This window comes from Pseudomonas palleroniana, assembly GCF_022836895.1.
GTDB classification, from domain to species: domain Bacteria; phylum Pseudomonadota; class Gammaproteobacteria; order Pseudomonadales; family Pseudomonadaceae; genus Aquipseudomonas; species Aquipseudomonas palleroniana.
The window spans coordinates 2,810,500-2,825,346 of the sequence record NZ_CP092411.1 but is presented as its reverse complement, the minus strand read 5'-3'; the positions used below and the strand labels follow the sequence as shown (position 1 = coordinate 2,825,346).

The window sequence follows — 14,847 nt, the reverse complement described above, 5'->3', positions numbered from 1 at the left end:
GCCGCATTGATGCGCGCCAGCTTGTGGTTGTCCTGTTGCAACCGGGCCACCTGGGCGAGCAGTTCAGCGTCGGCCTCGGGCAATGGCGACCCCGGTGAAGGTCTGGTTGATGTGCATGCCATTGAACTGTTCTCCGTAGGTGTTGAAGCCCATCACCCGGTGGTCGCGCAGGAACGTGCCGATCAGCTCCAGGTCGCCGTTGTCTTCCAGCTCCAGGCGGCGCAGGAAGCAGTCGCAGCCGATGGTCAGCAGCAGCTCGCCGAGACGCGATTGAAGGCCGTCGAACAAGGTTTCCAGGTTGGGCAGGATCGGCCCTGGTGTCATCGCGGTGAGCACGATGCCGTTTTCCACCGCGCAGTAGAAACTCAGGCTCAGGTCGTCATGCACCTGCTGGATCGCGCGCACGTAGTAATAGTCGTGGATACGTACCGCCAACGGGTGCGCAGCGAAGATGCGGTGGTCAAGGTCGGCCACCGCGACGCCGATATGGCGCGCGTACTCTTCGGCGGCGGGCTCGGCGTTGAGCTCGAACACGCGACGCGACGGGCTGTCGGCGCCAGTCACCACCAGTTTCTCGGTACGCGGCTGGATGTGGTGGGTGGTGAACACCTCGAAATCCAGCCAGGTATTGACCAGCACCACCACCGCCGCTCCGCTGTGGAAGACGCCGTTGAAGTACACGTGGGTATGCAGGAAATTGTCATCGCCGGCCGAGCCGCCGAAGTGCGGGATATCGCCCAGGGCGGCGCTGAGGGCAGCCAGTACCATTTCTTCGCGGCTAGACAGGCCGTCGAGCAAGGTCAAGGCGAACGTATTGCCCTTGATCGGCGCCAGGGTGTTGCTGCGACAGCCGCCGACCAGGCGCTCGACCATGTCCTGGGCGTTGATCAGGCTGAAGTGTTCCACGTGGTCGATCAGTTCGGTGGCGATGGAGAAATGCGCGTGGTTGAAGCCTATCGCGGTGATGCAGTTACGGCCGTAGCCCTGGGGCGTGATCTCGCCCGCGCTGGTGCAACCGACCACGCGCACCGTGCCGAAGCATTGCTGCAAGGCGTTGCCCAACGCCTGCAGATCGTACGACGCCGAGCAAAAAAACAGCACAAACCCCAGGTACGGATGCAGCAGCTGTCGCGCCAACTCTTCGGCGGCCTGCCCGGCATCCATGGCCTGGGACATGGCACTGACTACGCCTTCACTGTTGTACATCGTGTGCTCCCCCTCTGAGGCATGAGTGTACGAAGGGTCGGGGGTGGCACCTATGCTACTTGGGTACTGGGTGGGGGGATGCGATGGGATAAGGCTTGCAAGCGCGCACGCTGCCTTTGGGGGCAAAGCGCGGGTGCTTTGGGCGGGCCACGGGTGCCCGGCAAGTTGGGTGTAAGACGGGCCCGGTCGCAGGCCCGCCACTCAGGACGTAAGACCGGCCTTGAACAACATGCCAACCGCGACCAGGACGCACAGGCCGGCAAAACCCACCTGCAAGGCGCGCGCCGGAACCCGCGCGCACAGGCGCCGACCGACCAGCATGCCGACGATACTGGCAGCGATGAACACCCAGCCCAGCGGCTCGATGCGCACACCCGCGTGGAACGCGCCCGCCACACCGATCAGCGAGATCAGGCTGATCACCATCAACGACGTGGCGACGATGCCACGCATCTGCACATCGGTGAGTTGCTTGAAGGCCGGTACGATCAGAAAGCCGCCGCCCACGCCCAGCAGGCCCGACACCGCCCCGGTCACAGCGCCCAGCGCCGCCAGCGTGGCGCTGCACTTGGCGGTCCAGGCCAGGCGCCCGGTCTGCTGGTTGAGCATGCAGTTTTTCTGGCCCCAGGACGCGCTGCCATGATCACTCGGCCCGGCCGCGGTTTTTTCGCGCTGCAACATGCGCCAGGCCACCAGCCCCATCAACCCACTGAACAGCGCCATCAGCAGGTGTTCCGGCAGTTGATGGGCGAGGAACACCCCCAAGGGTGAAAACAGCCCGCCGAGCACCGCGATCAGCAACGCGGCGCGATAGCGCACCAGGCCATGGCGCAACCCATCGATCGCGCCGACGGCCGCAGCGGCGCCGACGGCGAGCAGCGATACCGGCGCGGCCTGGGTCATGCTCAAGCCCAGCCCCAGGACCAACGCCGGCACCCCGAGGATCCCGCCGCCCGCGCCGGTCAAGCCCATTACCACGCCCATCAGCAAGCCCAACACACTGGCCAGCAGCATTCAGTCCACCTTGCTCAGGCGGGTCAGCCATTCACGGCCCTTGAGCATGCCGTTCCAGTAGAACCACGGCAGCAGGGTCGCCTTGAGGAACCACATCGAGCGCCGCGCCCGGGTCGGGTCGAGGGGAAAAGTCGGCAGCAGCTTGCCGCCGTAGCCGAATTCGGCCAGCACCACCTTGCCCTTCTCCACCGTCAGCGGGCAGGAACCGTAGCCGTCATACTTGAGCGGCAGCGGTGCCTGCTTGCGCAGGGCCAGCAGGTTTTCGGCGACCACCACGATTTGCTTGCGCACCGCCGCGGCGGTCTTGGCGTTGGTGGTGGAGCACACATCGCCCAGGCCGAAGATATGCGGGTAACGCAGGTGTTGCAGGCTGTGCGGGTTCACTTCGCACCAGCCGGCGGCATCGGCCAGGGCGCTGTGGCGGATAAAGTCCGGCGACACTTGCGGGGGCACCACATGCAGCAGGTCGAAGGTTTTTTCCTGGAGCGTGACGTTACCCTCGGCGTCTTTGACTTCAAACCAGGCCGTGCGGGCCGGGCCGTCGACTTTCACCAAGTTGGAATTGAACGCCAGCCGGGCGTTGTACTTTTCCACGTACTTCATCAACGGCGGAACAAAGGTCGCCACGCCGAACAACGCCGCACCCGCCAGATTGAACTCCACCTCCAGGCTGTTCAGGCGGCCCTGCTTGAGCCAGTGATCGCAGGACAGGTACATGGCCTTCTGCGGCGCACCCGCGCATTTGATCGGCATGGCCGGCTGGGTAAAGATCGCCTTGCCGCCCTTGAGTTGCTGCACCAATTGCCAGGTGTAGGCGGCATGTTCATAGCTGTAATTGGAGGTTACGCCGTTCTGGCCGAGGGTCGCTTGCAGGCCCTCGACCTTCTCCCAGGCCAGGCGCAGGCCGGGGCACACGATCAGGTTGTTCCAGGTCACGCGCTGGCCGCTGTCGAGCACCAGGGTCTGTGCGTCCGGCAGCAGTTCGGTGACGGCGGCCTGCACCCAGGTGACGCCATTGGGCAGCACGTCGGCCAGGGGGCGGCGGGTCTTTTTCACGTCATAGGCACCGCCGCCCACCAGGGTCCAGGCCGGCTGGTAGCTGTGGTGAGCGTTCGGTTCAATCAGGATGATGTTCAGCTGTGGGTCGCGCTTGAGCAGGCTGGCCAGCAGGCCGATGCCTGCCGAGCCGCCGCCGATGACTACGATATCGCCACTGATGGTTGGGCCACAGTGTTGGTCATTCATGGTCGATCGCCTTCTTGTTGCATGCACACAAGGGTCGCTGCCGGATGGCGTCACGCCCAGCTTTTCATGACCGCGCCGCAGTACAGCCCGGACAGGGTTTTCATCACTTGAATCACTTCGTGGCTGGCCAGGCCGTAGAAAATGTATTTGCCTTCCCGACGGGTAGCGACCAGCCCTTCATCACGCAGGATGCCCAACTGTTGCGACAGGGTGGGCTGGCGTACGCCGGTCATGGTTTCCAGCTCGCCGACGTTGCGTTCACCTTGGGTCAACTGGCAGAGAATCAACAAACGATCCTCGTTGGCCAGCGCCTTGAGCAACGTGCAGGCCTTGGACGCCGATGCACGCAACTGGGCGACTTCGCCTTCACTCAACGTAGATTCCATTTGCCTCAGGTCCTTTGTGTCACTTAAGCTCAAAACATTATGTGTAAATGTAAAGTGATTGTAATCACTTTTTTCAGCATCAGGGACAGCCGTCATGTCAGCGTTGATTCAATCCTTTCTGGACGAGGCGTCGTCGACCTACACCTATGTCGTCTATGAAGCCGACGGCGGACCCTGCGCCATCGTCGACTCGGTGCTCAACTACGACCCCGCGTCCGGGCGCACCGATACGCGCCAGGCGGACAAAGTGATCAGCTTTGTACGGGAACACCACCTGCAGGTGCAGTGGCTGCTGGAAACCCATGCCCACGCCGATCACCTGTCCGCCGCGCCCTACCTGCGCCGGACCTTGGGCGGCAAGATCGCCATCGGCCAGTGCATCAGCAAAGTACAGGGCGTGTTCAAGAACCTGTTCAACCTGGAGCCGGAGTTTCGCGCCGATGGTTCACAGTTCGATCATCTGTTCGCGCCGGATGAAATCTTCTCTATCGGCGGGCTGAAAGCCCAGGCGCTGCATGTGCCCGGTCATACACCGGCCGATATGGCTTACCTGATCGACGAGCGCCTGATCCTGGTGGGCGACACCCTGTTCATGCCCGACGTGGGCAGCGCCCGCTGCGACTTCCCTGGCGGCGATGCGCGGCAGTTGTATGCGTCGATGCGCAAGCTGTTGGCCTACCCAGCGGATACCCAACTGTATGTATGCCACGACTATCCGCCTGCCGGTCGGGAGCCCAAGTGCCTGACGACCGTGGCGGAACAACGCGCGGGGAATATCCATGTGCATGACGGCGTGGACGAAGCGGCGTTTGTAGCCATGCGCACCCAGCGCGATGCCGGGCTGGGCATGCCGACGCTGCTGTTGCCGGCGATCCAGGTAAATGTGCGGGCGGGTAACCTGCCGCCCGCAGAAGATAACGGTGTGGTGTACCTGAAGATTCCACTCAACCAGCTCTGAAGTGCACTCATTCGAAGTACGACGACCGGGAGGGTGCGAGCCCCGACCACAATTCGTCGACATGCTTGAAGCCCCAGTCTTCGGCGTTTTCACGGCCGATGATCTTGTCCGGTTGCTCAGCCAGGTTGACCACCGACTGAGGAATCGGCAAACGTGAACGCACCGAAAAAAACACTTTGACCTTGGGCGCCAGCAGCGACTTGGAGCTTTGTTCGACCACCACGCCAATGCGACCACTTTCCAGGCGCACCAAGGCGCCAACAGGGTAAATGCCTACGCACCGAACAAATGCCTGGAACACCCGCGCATCAAAATGGCCCTTCCACTCCGCCATTCTCTGGATCGCTTCGGCGGGGCCCCAGCCTTGCTTGTAAGGGCGATCAGAGGTGACCGCGTCATACACGTCACACACCGCCCCCATCTGGGCGAACAGACTGATCTGGTCCTGCGCCAGCCCATTGGGGTAACCGCTGCCATCATGTTTTTCATGGTGATGCAGGCACACATCCAATACCAAGGCGCTGATCTGCGGGCATAACCGTAACATCCGAGCGCCTTCCTCCGGGTGCCGGCGTACCGTGCCGAATTCCGTCTCGGTCAATTGGGCGGGCTTGTTCAAAATATCCTCGGGAATCGCCATTTTCCCTACGTCATGAAACAACCCCGCCAGCCCCGCTTCCTGGACCAACTCGGGCGAAAGCTCCAACTGCCGCGCCAGTGCGATCATCAAGCCACTGACGGCGACGGAATGCATGTAGGTATACTCATTGGCCTTTTTCAGGCGCACCAGGCTGAGCAAGGCATGGGGGTGACGCAGCACGGAGTGGGAGATCTCCTCCACCAGGCTCGCCACCTGACGCACATCCACCGCCTGCCCCATGCGCAGGTCGCTGAACATACGGATGACGGCACGTTTGGCGACCGCACACACCTTCACCGCACGAGCTATCTCGGCCTTCATGTCCACCGGAGTCGCCACCACCGGACGCACTGTGCCAGGGGTTTTGAGGGTACCCGCGGCCGGTCGAACGCGCGGTGGCTCATCGCAGCCCTTGGCCGTGTCGATCCAGACCCGCCGCACCTGCGACATCAGCAACCGCTGCAGGTCCTCCTCGCGCTCCAGTAAAAAGCTGCTTCTCCAGAACCCGTGGTCGATCCATGGGCCCTCCAGCTTATGAATGTGCATGCCCAGAATCACCCGTGAGCACGGAATGCACTTCAACATTTGTCCATCCCCCAACGCCTGACTGCCCCCGCCATCAACTCACGGAGAACTTCGCCACGATCTGTTTCAGATCCACTGCCAGTCGCGACAGTTCCTGACTGGCGATGGACGTCTGGCCGGCAGCCGACGAACTCTGGATGGACAGGTCGCGGATGCTGATCAGGTTCTGGTCAACCGAACGCGCCACCTGGGCTTGCTGTTCCGAGGCGGTCGCGATCATCAGGTTGCGTTCGTTGATGTCGCTAATGGCTTGGGTGATCTGGGTAATGGCCACGCCGGCTTCATGGGCAACCTTCAAGGAATCCACCGCCTCGTCGCGATTGAGCGCCATGGACGCCACCGCCTCGCTCGAGCAGCTCTGGATCCTGGCAATCATCTGTTCGATTTCCTGGGTCGACGTTTGCGTTCTATGGGCCAACGCCCTGACTTCGTCGGCCACGACCGCAAAGCCTCGCCCCTGCTCCCCAGCCCGTGCGGCCTCAATTGCCGCATTCAAGGCGAGCAGATTGGTTTGCTCGGCAATCGAGCGGATCACTTCGACCACCCGGGCAATGTCCTGTGCCTGCTTGGCCAGCCCTTCGACTTCCACCCCGGTCTGCTGCACCGTGGAACTCAATTTCTCAATCGATGCGATGGTTTGCGTCACACGCTCCTGGCCCACTTTGGCCGAGCGCTGGGAGTCTTGCGTCGACTGGGAGGCAGACACCGCATTCCTCGCGACTTCTTCTACCGCCGCGGTCATTTCATTGACCGCCGTGGCAGCCTGATCAGTCTCCATACTCTGGCGCTCAATGCCGGCGGTGGACTCGCGAGTGATCGCACTCATTTCCTCCGCTGCCGAAGCCAACTGGCCGGACGCTTCGGATATATGCTGCAGGGTGCTTTTCAGGTTCATTTGCATGGCGGCGGTCGACTTCTGCAGGTCGGTCAATTCGTCCTTGCCGCTGATGGCAATGGCCAGGCGCAGATCACCGTCGGCGATTTTGCCGGTCGATATCAACAACTCGCGCACCGGGTGGATGATGCTGCGGGTAAACAGCCGCGCGACTGCCACGGTGATCAGCACCGAGCAGACCATCAGCACCCAGGTAAACAAGCGGGCGGTCTCATGTTCACGCGCAGCGAATTGCACCGTTGACGTGGAGCCCTGTTCATTGATTGCTATCAACTCGTCCAGGGCCTTCTGCGCCTGAAGCCCAATCGGGCCGTTGACGTCACGCAGATACACCGCCATCTGCTCAGGAGAAAAGCTGGAAGCCTGGGCCAGGAACTCATCCATTTTCTGGCTGTAGCTCTTTATGTTGGTCAGCACTTCGTTGTACTTGGCTTGTTCCTCAGGGCTCGACACCATGGGTGCATAACTGTCGGCGACTTGCAGCGCCTCATCGCGCACGGCCTTGACCTTTTCAAGGGAAGCGGGGTCCTTGGCGCCGTATTCCATGGCATAACGGCGCAAATCGAGACGTAGCTTGTAAAAAGCGGTGTCAATCTTGCCCGCCAGGCGAATGCTGGGAAGCCAGTTGGTATCTATTTCGACCGTTGACGAATACACCTGATCGACTTTTATGAGGGTCATTGCGCCTTGTATCAACAGCAGGAAACAGACCACACCGAAGCACAGTGTGGTACGAAAATTCAGTTTCAAGGATCTCATGGACATGCGGCTCACCCTTCCCTTGGCCGCGTAGGACGCGGCCTGACGAGTACGACTGTGTACAAGTGAAGGTGAAAAAAGTGTGACTGTCCAAGTCGTTTTTTATTGAAACCGCCCAATAAAAAAGTGCGATTATTTACTTAGCTAAACATCAAAAAAACCAGCTCTTGCGGTTATTAACCGTCACACCATCAGCCCATCCCGCGGCAATGGCAGCGCCGTTTTATACCGCACTTGTTTGAGGGCGAAACTGGAACGGATATTGGCTACGCCCGGCACCTTGGTCAGAAAGTCCATCATGAAACGCTCCAATGACTGGATCGTCGGCACCAGCACCCTGATCAGGTAGTCCGGATCACCGGCCATCAGGTAACACTCCATCACTTCCGGACGGTCTGCAATCGCCCCTTCGAACTGCTGCAACGCCAGTTCATTCTGCTTTTCCAGGCTGACATGAATGAACACATTCACGTGCAGCCCCAGCAGGTCGGCGTCGAGCAACGTGACCTGCTCGCGAATCAGCCCCAACTCCTCCATCGCCTTCACCCGGTTGAAACACGGCGTGGGCGACAGGTTCACCGAACGCGCCAGGTCGGCGTTGGTGATGCGAGCGTTCTCCTGCAATGCATTGAGAATGCCGATATCGGTACGGTCCAGTTTGCGCATGAGACAAAATCACCTGTTTATTATGTTTATGTAGTTTTTTTATCCGCAAATGATCTCGGGTGCAATGAAACAGAGATAAATATTCTTCTACGCCACGCCTATGATTGTTGTAGGACAAGATTTCTCCTACCCGGAGTCTGACTGTCAGCTAGCGCGCCCACTACAAGAAATTCACAAGATAGAGCGTAGAAAGCCATGACCCAGCAGTACGAACCGCTGCGCCTGCACGTTCCCGAACCCTCGGGCCGCCCAGGCTGCAAGACCGACTTTACCTACCTGCGCCTGAACGACGCCGGCCTGGTGCGCAAACCCGCCATCGACATAGAACCCGCTGACACCGCCGACCTGGCCAAGGGCCTGATCCGTGTGCTCGACGACCAAGGTCAGGCGCTTGGCCCGTGGGCCGAAGACGTCTCGGTCGAGATCATGCGCCGCGGCATGCGCGCCATGCTCAAGACGCGGATTTTCGACAACCGCATGGTGGTCGCCCAGCGTCAGAAGAAAATGTCGTTCTACATGCAAAGCCTCGGTGAAGAAGCCATCGGCAGTGCCCAGGCCCTGGCCTTGAACATCGACGACATGTGCTTTCCCACCTACCGCCAGCAAAGCATCCTGATGGCCCGCGAAGTGCCGCTGGTGGACCTGATCTGCCAACTGCTGTCCAACGAGCGCGACCCGCTCAAGGGTCGCCAGTTGCCAATCATGTACTCGGTGAAAGATGCCGGTTTCTTTACTATTTCCGGCAACCTCGCCACCCAATTCGTACAAGGCGTGGGCTGGGGCATGGCCTCGGCGATCAAGGGCGATACCAAGATCGCGTCGGCCTGGATCGGCGACGGCGCCACCGCCGAGGCCGACTTCCACACTGCTCTCACCTTCGCTCACGTGTACCGTGCGCCCGTGATCCTCAACGTGGTCAACAACCAGTGGGCCATCTCCACCTTCCAGGCCATCGCCGGCGGTGAAGCCACGACCTTCGCCGGACGCGGCGTCGGCTGCGGTATCGCCTCACTGCGCGTGGACGGCAACGACTTCATCGCGGTGTACGCCGCCTCCGCCTGGGCCGCCGAGCGTGCGCGGCGCAACCTGGGGCCGACCCTGATCGAATGGGTCACCTACCGCGCCGGCCCGCACTCGACCTCCGATGATCCGTCGAAATACCGCCCCGCCGATGACTGGAGCCACTTCCCACTCGGCGATCCGATTGCGCGCCTCAAGCAGCACCTGATCCGGATTGGCCAGTGGTCCGAAGAGGAACATGCGGCGGTCAGCGCCGAACTTGAAGCCGAAGTGATCGCCGCGCAAAAACAGGCCGAACAGTACGGCACCCTCGCCGGCGGCCAGATTCCAAGCGCCGCGACCATGTTCGAAGACGTCTACAAAGAGATGCCGGAGCACTTGAAGCGCCAGCGTCAAGAGTTGGGGATCTGACATGAACGATCACAACAACAGCATCGAATTGGAAACCGCCATGACCACCACCACCATGACCATGATCCAGGCCCTGCGCTCGGCCATGGATGTGATGCTTGAACGTGACGACAACGTGGTGGTGTTCGGCCAGGACGTGGGTTACTTCGGCGGCGTGTTCCGTTGCACCGAAGGCTTGCAGAACAAGTACGGCAGTTCGCGGGTGTTCGACGCGCCGATCTCGGAAAGCGGGATTATCGGCGTGGCCGTGGGCATGGGTGCCTATGGCCTGCGCCCGGTGGCCGAGATCCAGTTCGCCGACTACGTCTACCCCGCCACCGACCAGATCATCTCGGAAGCTGCGCGCCTGCGTTATCGCTCGGCCGGCCAGTTCACGGCGCCGCTGACCATGCGCATGCCCTGCGGCGGTGGCATTTACGGTGGCCAGACCCACAGCCAGAGTATCGAAGCGGTGTTCACCCAGGTCTGCGGCCTGCGCACGGTGATGCCCTCCAACCCTTATGACGCCAAGGGCCTGCTGATCGCCTCGATCGAAAACGATGACCCGGTGATCTTCCTGGAGCCCAAGCGCCTGTACAACGGCCCGTTCGATGGTCATCACGATCGTCCGGTCACGCCGTGGTCGAAACACCCGCAAGCACAAGTGCCGGATGGTTACTACACCGTGCCGCTGGACGTGGCCGCCATCGTGCGTCCGGGCTCTGCGGTGACCGTGCTGACCTACGGCACCACCGTGTATGTGTCCCAGGTCGCCGCCGAAGAAACCGGCATCGACGCCGAGGTCATCGACCTGCGCAGCCTGTGGCCGCTGGACCTGGACACCATCGTCAAGTCGGTGAAAAAGACCGGCCGTTGTGTGGTGGTGCATGAGGCCACGCGTACCTGCGGTTTTGGTGCCGAGTTGGTGTCGCTGGTGCAAGAGCATTGCTTCCATCACCTGGAAGCGCCGATCGAACGCGTCACCGGTTGGGACACCCCCTACCCGCACGCGCAGGAGTGGGCGTATTTCCCAGGGCCGTCTCGAGTGGGCGCGGCGTTGAAACGGGTCATGGAGGTCTGAATGGGCACGCACGTTATCAAGATGCCGGACATTGGCGAAGGCATCGCAGAAGTTGAACTGTCGGTCTGGCATGTGAAGGTCGGCGACCTGGTGGTTGAAGACCAGGTGCTGGCGGATGTGATGACCGACAAGGCGATGGTGGACATTCCCTCGCCAGTACACGGCAGGGTGATTTCCCTCGGTGGCGAACCGGGCGAGGTCATGGCGGTGGGCAGTATCCTGATCAGCATTGAAGTGGAAGGCGCGGGGAACGCCAAGGACGCGCCGGCAGCGGCGGAGCCGGTCAAGGCGGCGCCCGCCCCCGTTGTCGAGGCCAAGCCGGCACCCGTTATCGTTGAAACCAGGGCGGCGGCCAAGCCTGCGGCCGCACCCGTCGCCCGCGAAGCCGGTGAACGCCCCCTGGCCTCCCCTGCCGTGCGCAAACATGCACTGGATGCGGGTATCCAGTTGCGTCTGGTGCAGGGCACGGGCCCGGCCGGCCGGATCCTGCACGAAGACCTCGACGCTTACCTGCAACAAGGCACAGCGCAGGCATCGACAGCCGCCAACCCCTACGCCGAACGCCACGACGAAGCACAGATCCCGGTGATCGGCATGCGCCGCAAGATCGCCCAGCGCATGCAGGATGCGACCCGCCGCGCCGCGCATTTCAGCTATGTGGAAGAAATCGACGTCACCGCTCTGGAGGAGTTGCGCGTGCACCTCAATGAGAAGCACGGCGCGACTCGCGGCAAGCTGACCCTGCTGCCGTTTATCGTGCGTGCGATGGTGGTGGCACTGCGCGACTTCCCGCAGATCAACGCACGCTACGACGACGAAGCCCAGGTCATCACCCGCCTTGGCGCGGTGCATGTGGGCGTCGCCACGCAGAGCGACGTGGGTTTGATGGTGCCGGTGGTGCGTCACGCCGAGGCGCGCAGCCTGTGGAGCACTGCCGAAGAAATCGCGCGTTTGGCCACCGCCGCACGCAACGGCAAGGCCAGCCGCGATGAGCTGTCCGGTTCGAGCATTACCCTGACCAGCCTGGGCGCATTGGGCGGCATCGTCAGCACCCCGGTGCTGAACCTGCCGGAGGTGGCGATTGTCGGCGTCAACCGCATGGTCGAGCGGCCGATGGTGATCAAGGGCCAGATCGTGGTGCGCAAAATGATGAACCTTTCCAGTTCCTTCGATCACCGTGTGGTCGATGGCATGGACGCGGCGCAATTCATCCAGGCCATTCGCGGCCTGCTCGAACAACCCGCCAGCCTGTTCCTGGAGTAAGGGCATGACTCAGACATTGAACACCACGCTGCTGATCATTGGCGGCGGCCCCGGCGGTTATGTGGCGGCGATCCGCGCCGGCCAGTTGGGCATCCCGACCATTCTGGTGGAAGGCCAGGCCCTGGGCGGCACTTGCCTGAACATCGGCTGTATCCCGTCCAAGGCCCTGATCCATGTGGCCGAGCAGTTCCAGCAAACCGTGCACCTCAGCCAGGGTTCGCCGTTGGGTATCGAAGTGGATGTGCCGACCCTGGACATCCGCAAAAGCGTGGAATGGAAAGACGGTATCGTCGACCGCCTGACCACCGGCGTCGCCGCATTGCTGAAGAAGCACAAAGTGCAGGTGATCCACGGTTGGGCCACGGTGGTGGACGGCAAGACCGTCGAGGTGGGCGAGCAGCGTATCCACTGCGAACACCTGCTGCTGGCCACCGGCTCGAAAAGCGTCAACCTGCCGATGCTGCCGATTGGCGGCCCGGTCATCTCCTCCACCGAAGCCTTGGCGCCCACCCGTGTGCCCAAGCGCTTGATTGTGGTCGGTGGCGGGTACATCGGCCTGGAGCTGGGGATTGCCTACCGCAAGCTCGGCGCCGAGGTCAGTGTGGTCGAGGCGCAAGAGCGCATTCTGCCGGCCTACGACGCCGAGCTGACGCAACCGGTGAACGAATCCCTCAGGCAGTTGGGCGTGAAGCTGTACCTCAAGCACAGCGTCACCGGTTTCGAGCAAAACCGCCTGCAAGTGCGTGATCCGAATGGCGACACGGTGTCGCTGGAGACGGATCAGGTGCTGGTGGCCGTAGGTCGCAAACCCAACACCCAAGGCTGGAACCTCGAAGCGCTGAATCTGGACATGAACGGCGCGGCGATCAAGGTCGACCAGCATTGCCAGACCAGCATGCGCAACGTGTGGGCCATCGGCGACCTGAGCGGCGAGCCGATGCTGGCGCACCGGGCCATGGCCCAGGGTGAGATGGTCGCCGAACTGATCAGCGGCAAACACCGCGAATTCAACCCGGCGGCGATCCCTGCCGTGTGCTTTACCGATCCTGAATTGGTGGTGGTCGGCAAGACCCCGGATGAGGCCAAGGCGGCGGGCCTGGATTGCATCGTGTCGAGCTTCCCGTTCGCGGCCAATGGCCGGGCCATGACCCTGGAGTCGAAAACCGGCTTCGTACGGGTGGTGGCACGGCGTGACAATCACCTGATTGTCGGTTGGCAAGCCGTGGGGGTCGGTGTGTCCGAATTGTCCACGGCCTTCGGCCTGAGCCTGGAAATGGGGGCGCGCCTGGAAGACGTGGCCGGCACCATCCATGCTCACCCGACCCTGGGTGAAGCGGTACAGGAAGCGGCGCTGCGGGCCTTGGGGCATGCCTTGCACCTTTGACCGGAACGGTTTCCGTGGCGAGGGAGCTTGCTCCCGCTGGGGTGCGAAGCGCCCCCAAATGCTGGCGACTGCTACGCAGTCGAGCGGGAGCAAGCTCCCTCGCCACCATCAGCCCGCTCCCACACACAGCCAGAATGCAGTATTGTTGTGCCCATTCAGAAAAAAACCGACTTGACCAGAGATTAGAGGGTGTCATGGGTAACGAGAGCATCAATTGGGACAAGCTGGGTTTTGACTACATCAAGACCGACAAGCGGTTTCTCCAGGTCTGGAAAAACGGCGAATGGCAAGAAGGCACCCTGACCGACGACAACGTGCTGCACATCAGCGAGGGCTCCACCGCCCTGCACTACGGCCAGCAGTGCTTCGAGGGCCTCAAGGCCTACCGTTGCAAGGACGGCTCGATCAACCTGTTCCGCCCGGACCAGAACGCCGCCCGCATGCAACGCAGCTGTGCACGCCTGCTGATGCCGCATGTACCGACCGACGTGTTCATCGAAGCCTGCAAGCAAGTGGTCAAGGCCAACGAGCGGTTCATCCCGCCGTATGGCAGCGGCGGCGCGCTGTACCTGCGCCCGTTCGTGATCGGCACCGGTGACAACATCGGCGTGCGCACCGCGCCGGAGTTCATCTTCTCGGTGTTCTGCATCCCGGTCGGCGCCTATTTCAAAGGTGGCCTGACGCCTCACAACTTCCAGATCTCCAGCTTCGACCGCGCCGCGCCACAAGGCACCGGTGCCGCCAAGGTCGGTGGCAACTACGCCGCCAGCCTGATGCCAGGTTCCGAAGCGAAGAAATCCGGCTTCGCCGACGCGATCTACCTGGACCCGATGACCCATTCGAAAATCGAAGAAGTCGGTTCGGCGAACTTCTTCGGGATCACCCACGACAACCAGTTCATCACGCCGAAGTCGCCTTCGGTACTGCCAGGCATCACCCGCCTGTCGCTGATCGAACTGGCCAAGACCCGCCTGGGCCTGGAAGTGGTCGAGGGCGAAGTGTTCATCGACAAACTGGATCAGTTCAAGGAAGCTGGTGCCTGCGGTACCGCCGCCGTGATCTCGCCCATCGGCGGTATCCAGTACAACGGCAAGCTGCATGTGTTCCACAGCGAGACCGAAGTCGGCCCGATCACCCAGAAGCTCTACAAAGAGCTGACCGGTGTGCAGACCGGTGATGTTGAAGCGCCGGAAGGTTGGATCGTCAAGGTTTGAAAATGACCTGAACGTTCCGTTTCAGAAAAGGCCCGTTCCCCTCTTTCGGTGGATGGGCTTTTTTTATGTTGTGAAGCACTGGATACCCAATCACCTGTGAAGTCTGACAGTAGACAGTAAAAATCGGCGCGCCTAACTTGG

General features: G+C 61.6%; 13 protein-coding genes. 6 read left to right on the top strand and 7 right to left on the bottom strand.

Annotation, left to right across the window (positions count from 1 at the left end; translation table 11 throughout):
* Nucleotides 1-63 precede the first annotated feature (63 nt).
* The 4 genes from nosP to MJP36_RS12915 form a co-directional block, all read right to left on the bottom strand.
* Nucleotides 64-1,206 (bottom strand): nitric oxide-sensing protein NosP, encoded by a 1,143-nt coding sequence (gene nosP, locus MJP36_RS12930; RefSeq protein ID WP_244385490.1) that lies wholly within the window; start codon nt 1,204-1,206, stop codon nt 64-66.
* A gap of 201 nt (nt 1,207-1,407) precedes the next feature.
* Nucleotides 1,408-2,220, bottom strand: coding sequence for a sulfite exporter TauE/SafE family protein (locus MJP36_RS12925; RefSeq protein WP_161549224.1), 813 nt, complete (start codon nt 2,218-2,220; stop codon nt 1,408-1,410).
* Complete coding sequence (locus MJP36_RS12920) at nt 2,221-3,465, bottom strand: NAD(P)/FAD-dependent oxidoreductase (RefSeq protein WP_244385489.1); 1,245 nt, start codon at nt 3,463-3,465, stop codon at nt 2,221-2,223.
* A gap of 50 nt (nt 3,466-3,515) precedes the next feature.
* Nucleotides 3,516-3,851, bottom strand: a complete 336-nt coding sequence (locus tag MJP36_RS12915; protein ID WP_060756802.1) for an ArsR/SmtB family transcription factor — start codon at nt 3,849-3,851, stop codon at nt 3,516-3,518.
* 94 nt (nt 3,852-3,945) lie between these two features.
* Here MJP36_RS12915 and MJP36_RS12910 point away from each other — a divergent pair, with 94 nt between their 5' ends.
* Nucleotides 3,946-4,809: an MBL fold metallo-hydrolase gene (locus MJP36_RS12910; protein WP_244385488.1), complete on the top strand. Its 864-nt coding sequence runs from the start codon at nt 3,946-3,948 to the stop codon at nt 4,807-4,809.
* A 7-nt stretch (nt 4,810-4,816) separates the two neighbouring features.
* On the opposite strand, the gene MJP36_RS12905 is transcribed toward MJP36_RS12910, so the two are convergent.
* The 3 genes from MJP36_RS12905 to bkdR form a co-directional block, all read right to left on the bottom strand.
* The gene (locus tag MJP36_RS12905) at nt 4,817-6,034 is read right to left on the bottom strand and encodes an HD-GYP domain-containing protein (RefSeq protein WP_244385487.1); all 1,218 of its coding nucleotides are present in this window, start codon (nt 6,032-6,034) and stop codon (nt 4,817-4,819) included.
* Nucleotides 6,035-6,068: 34 nt separating this feature from the next.
* Complete coding sequence (locus tag MJP36_RS12900; RefSeq protein WP_161549227.1) at nt 6,069-7,694, bottom strand: methyl-accepting chemotaxis protein; 1,626 nt, start codon at nt 7,692-7,694, stop codon at nt 6,069-6,071.
* A 177-nt stretch (nt 7,695-7,871) separates the two neighbouring features.
* Nucleotides 7,872-8,354: a Bkd operon transcriptional regulator BkdR gene (gene bkdR, locus MJP36_RS12895; RefSeq protein WP_060756806.1), complete on the bottom strand. Its 483-nt coding sequence runs from the start codon at nt 8,352-8,354 to the stop codon at nt 7,872-7,874.
* A 195-nt stretch (nt 8,355-8,549) separates the two neighbouring features.
* On the opposite strand from bkdR, the gene MJP36_RS12890 reads away from it, so the two are divergent.
* From MJP36_RS12890 to MJP36_RS12870, 5 genes are all read left to right on the top strand, one after another.
* Nucleotides 8,550-9,785, top strand: a complete 1,236-nt coding sequence (locus MJP36_RS12890; RefSeq protein WP_060756807.1) for a 3-methyl-2-oxobutanoate dehydrogenase (2-methylpropanoyl-transferring) subunit alpha — start codon at nt 8,550-8,552, stop codon at nt 9,783-9,785.
* 1 nt (nt 9,786) lies between these two features.
* Entirely contained in the window at nt 9,787-10,845 is a 1,059-nt protein-coding gene (locus MJP36_RS12885; RefSeq protein WP_090370010.1) for an alpha-ketoacid dehydrogenase subunit beta, read from the top strand.
* Complete coding sequence (locus MJP36_RS12880) at nt 10,846-12,108, top strand: dihydrolipoamide acetyltransferase family protein (protein ID WP_244385486.1); 1,263 nt, start codon at nt 10,846-10,848, stop codon at nt 12,106-12,108.
* 4 nt (nt 12,109-12,112) lie between these two features.
* Complete coding sequence (gene lpdA / locus MJP36_RS12875; RefSeq protein WP_244385485.1) at nt 12,113-13,492, top strand: dihydrolipoyl dehydrogenase; 1,380 nt, start codon at nt 12,113-12,115, stop codon at nt 13,490-13,492.
* A gap of 194 nt (nt 13,493-13,686) precedes the next feature.
* Nucleotides 13,687-14,706, top strand: coding sequence for a branched-chain amino acid aminotransferase (locus MJP36_RS12870; protein WP_090370004.1), 1,020 nt, complete (start codon nt 13,687-13,689; stop codon nt 14,704-14,706).
* The last annotated feature ends 141 nt before the right edge of the window (nt 14,707-14,847 follow it).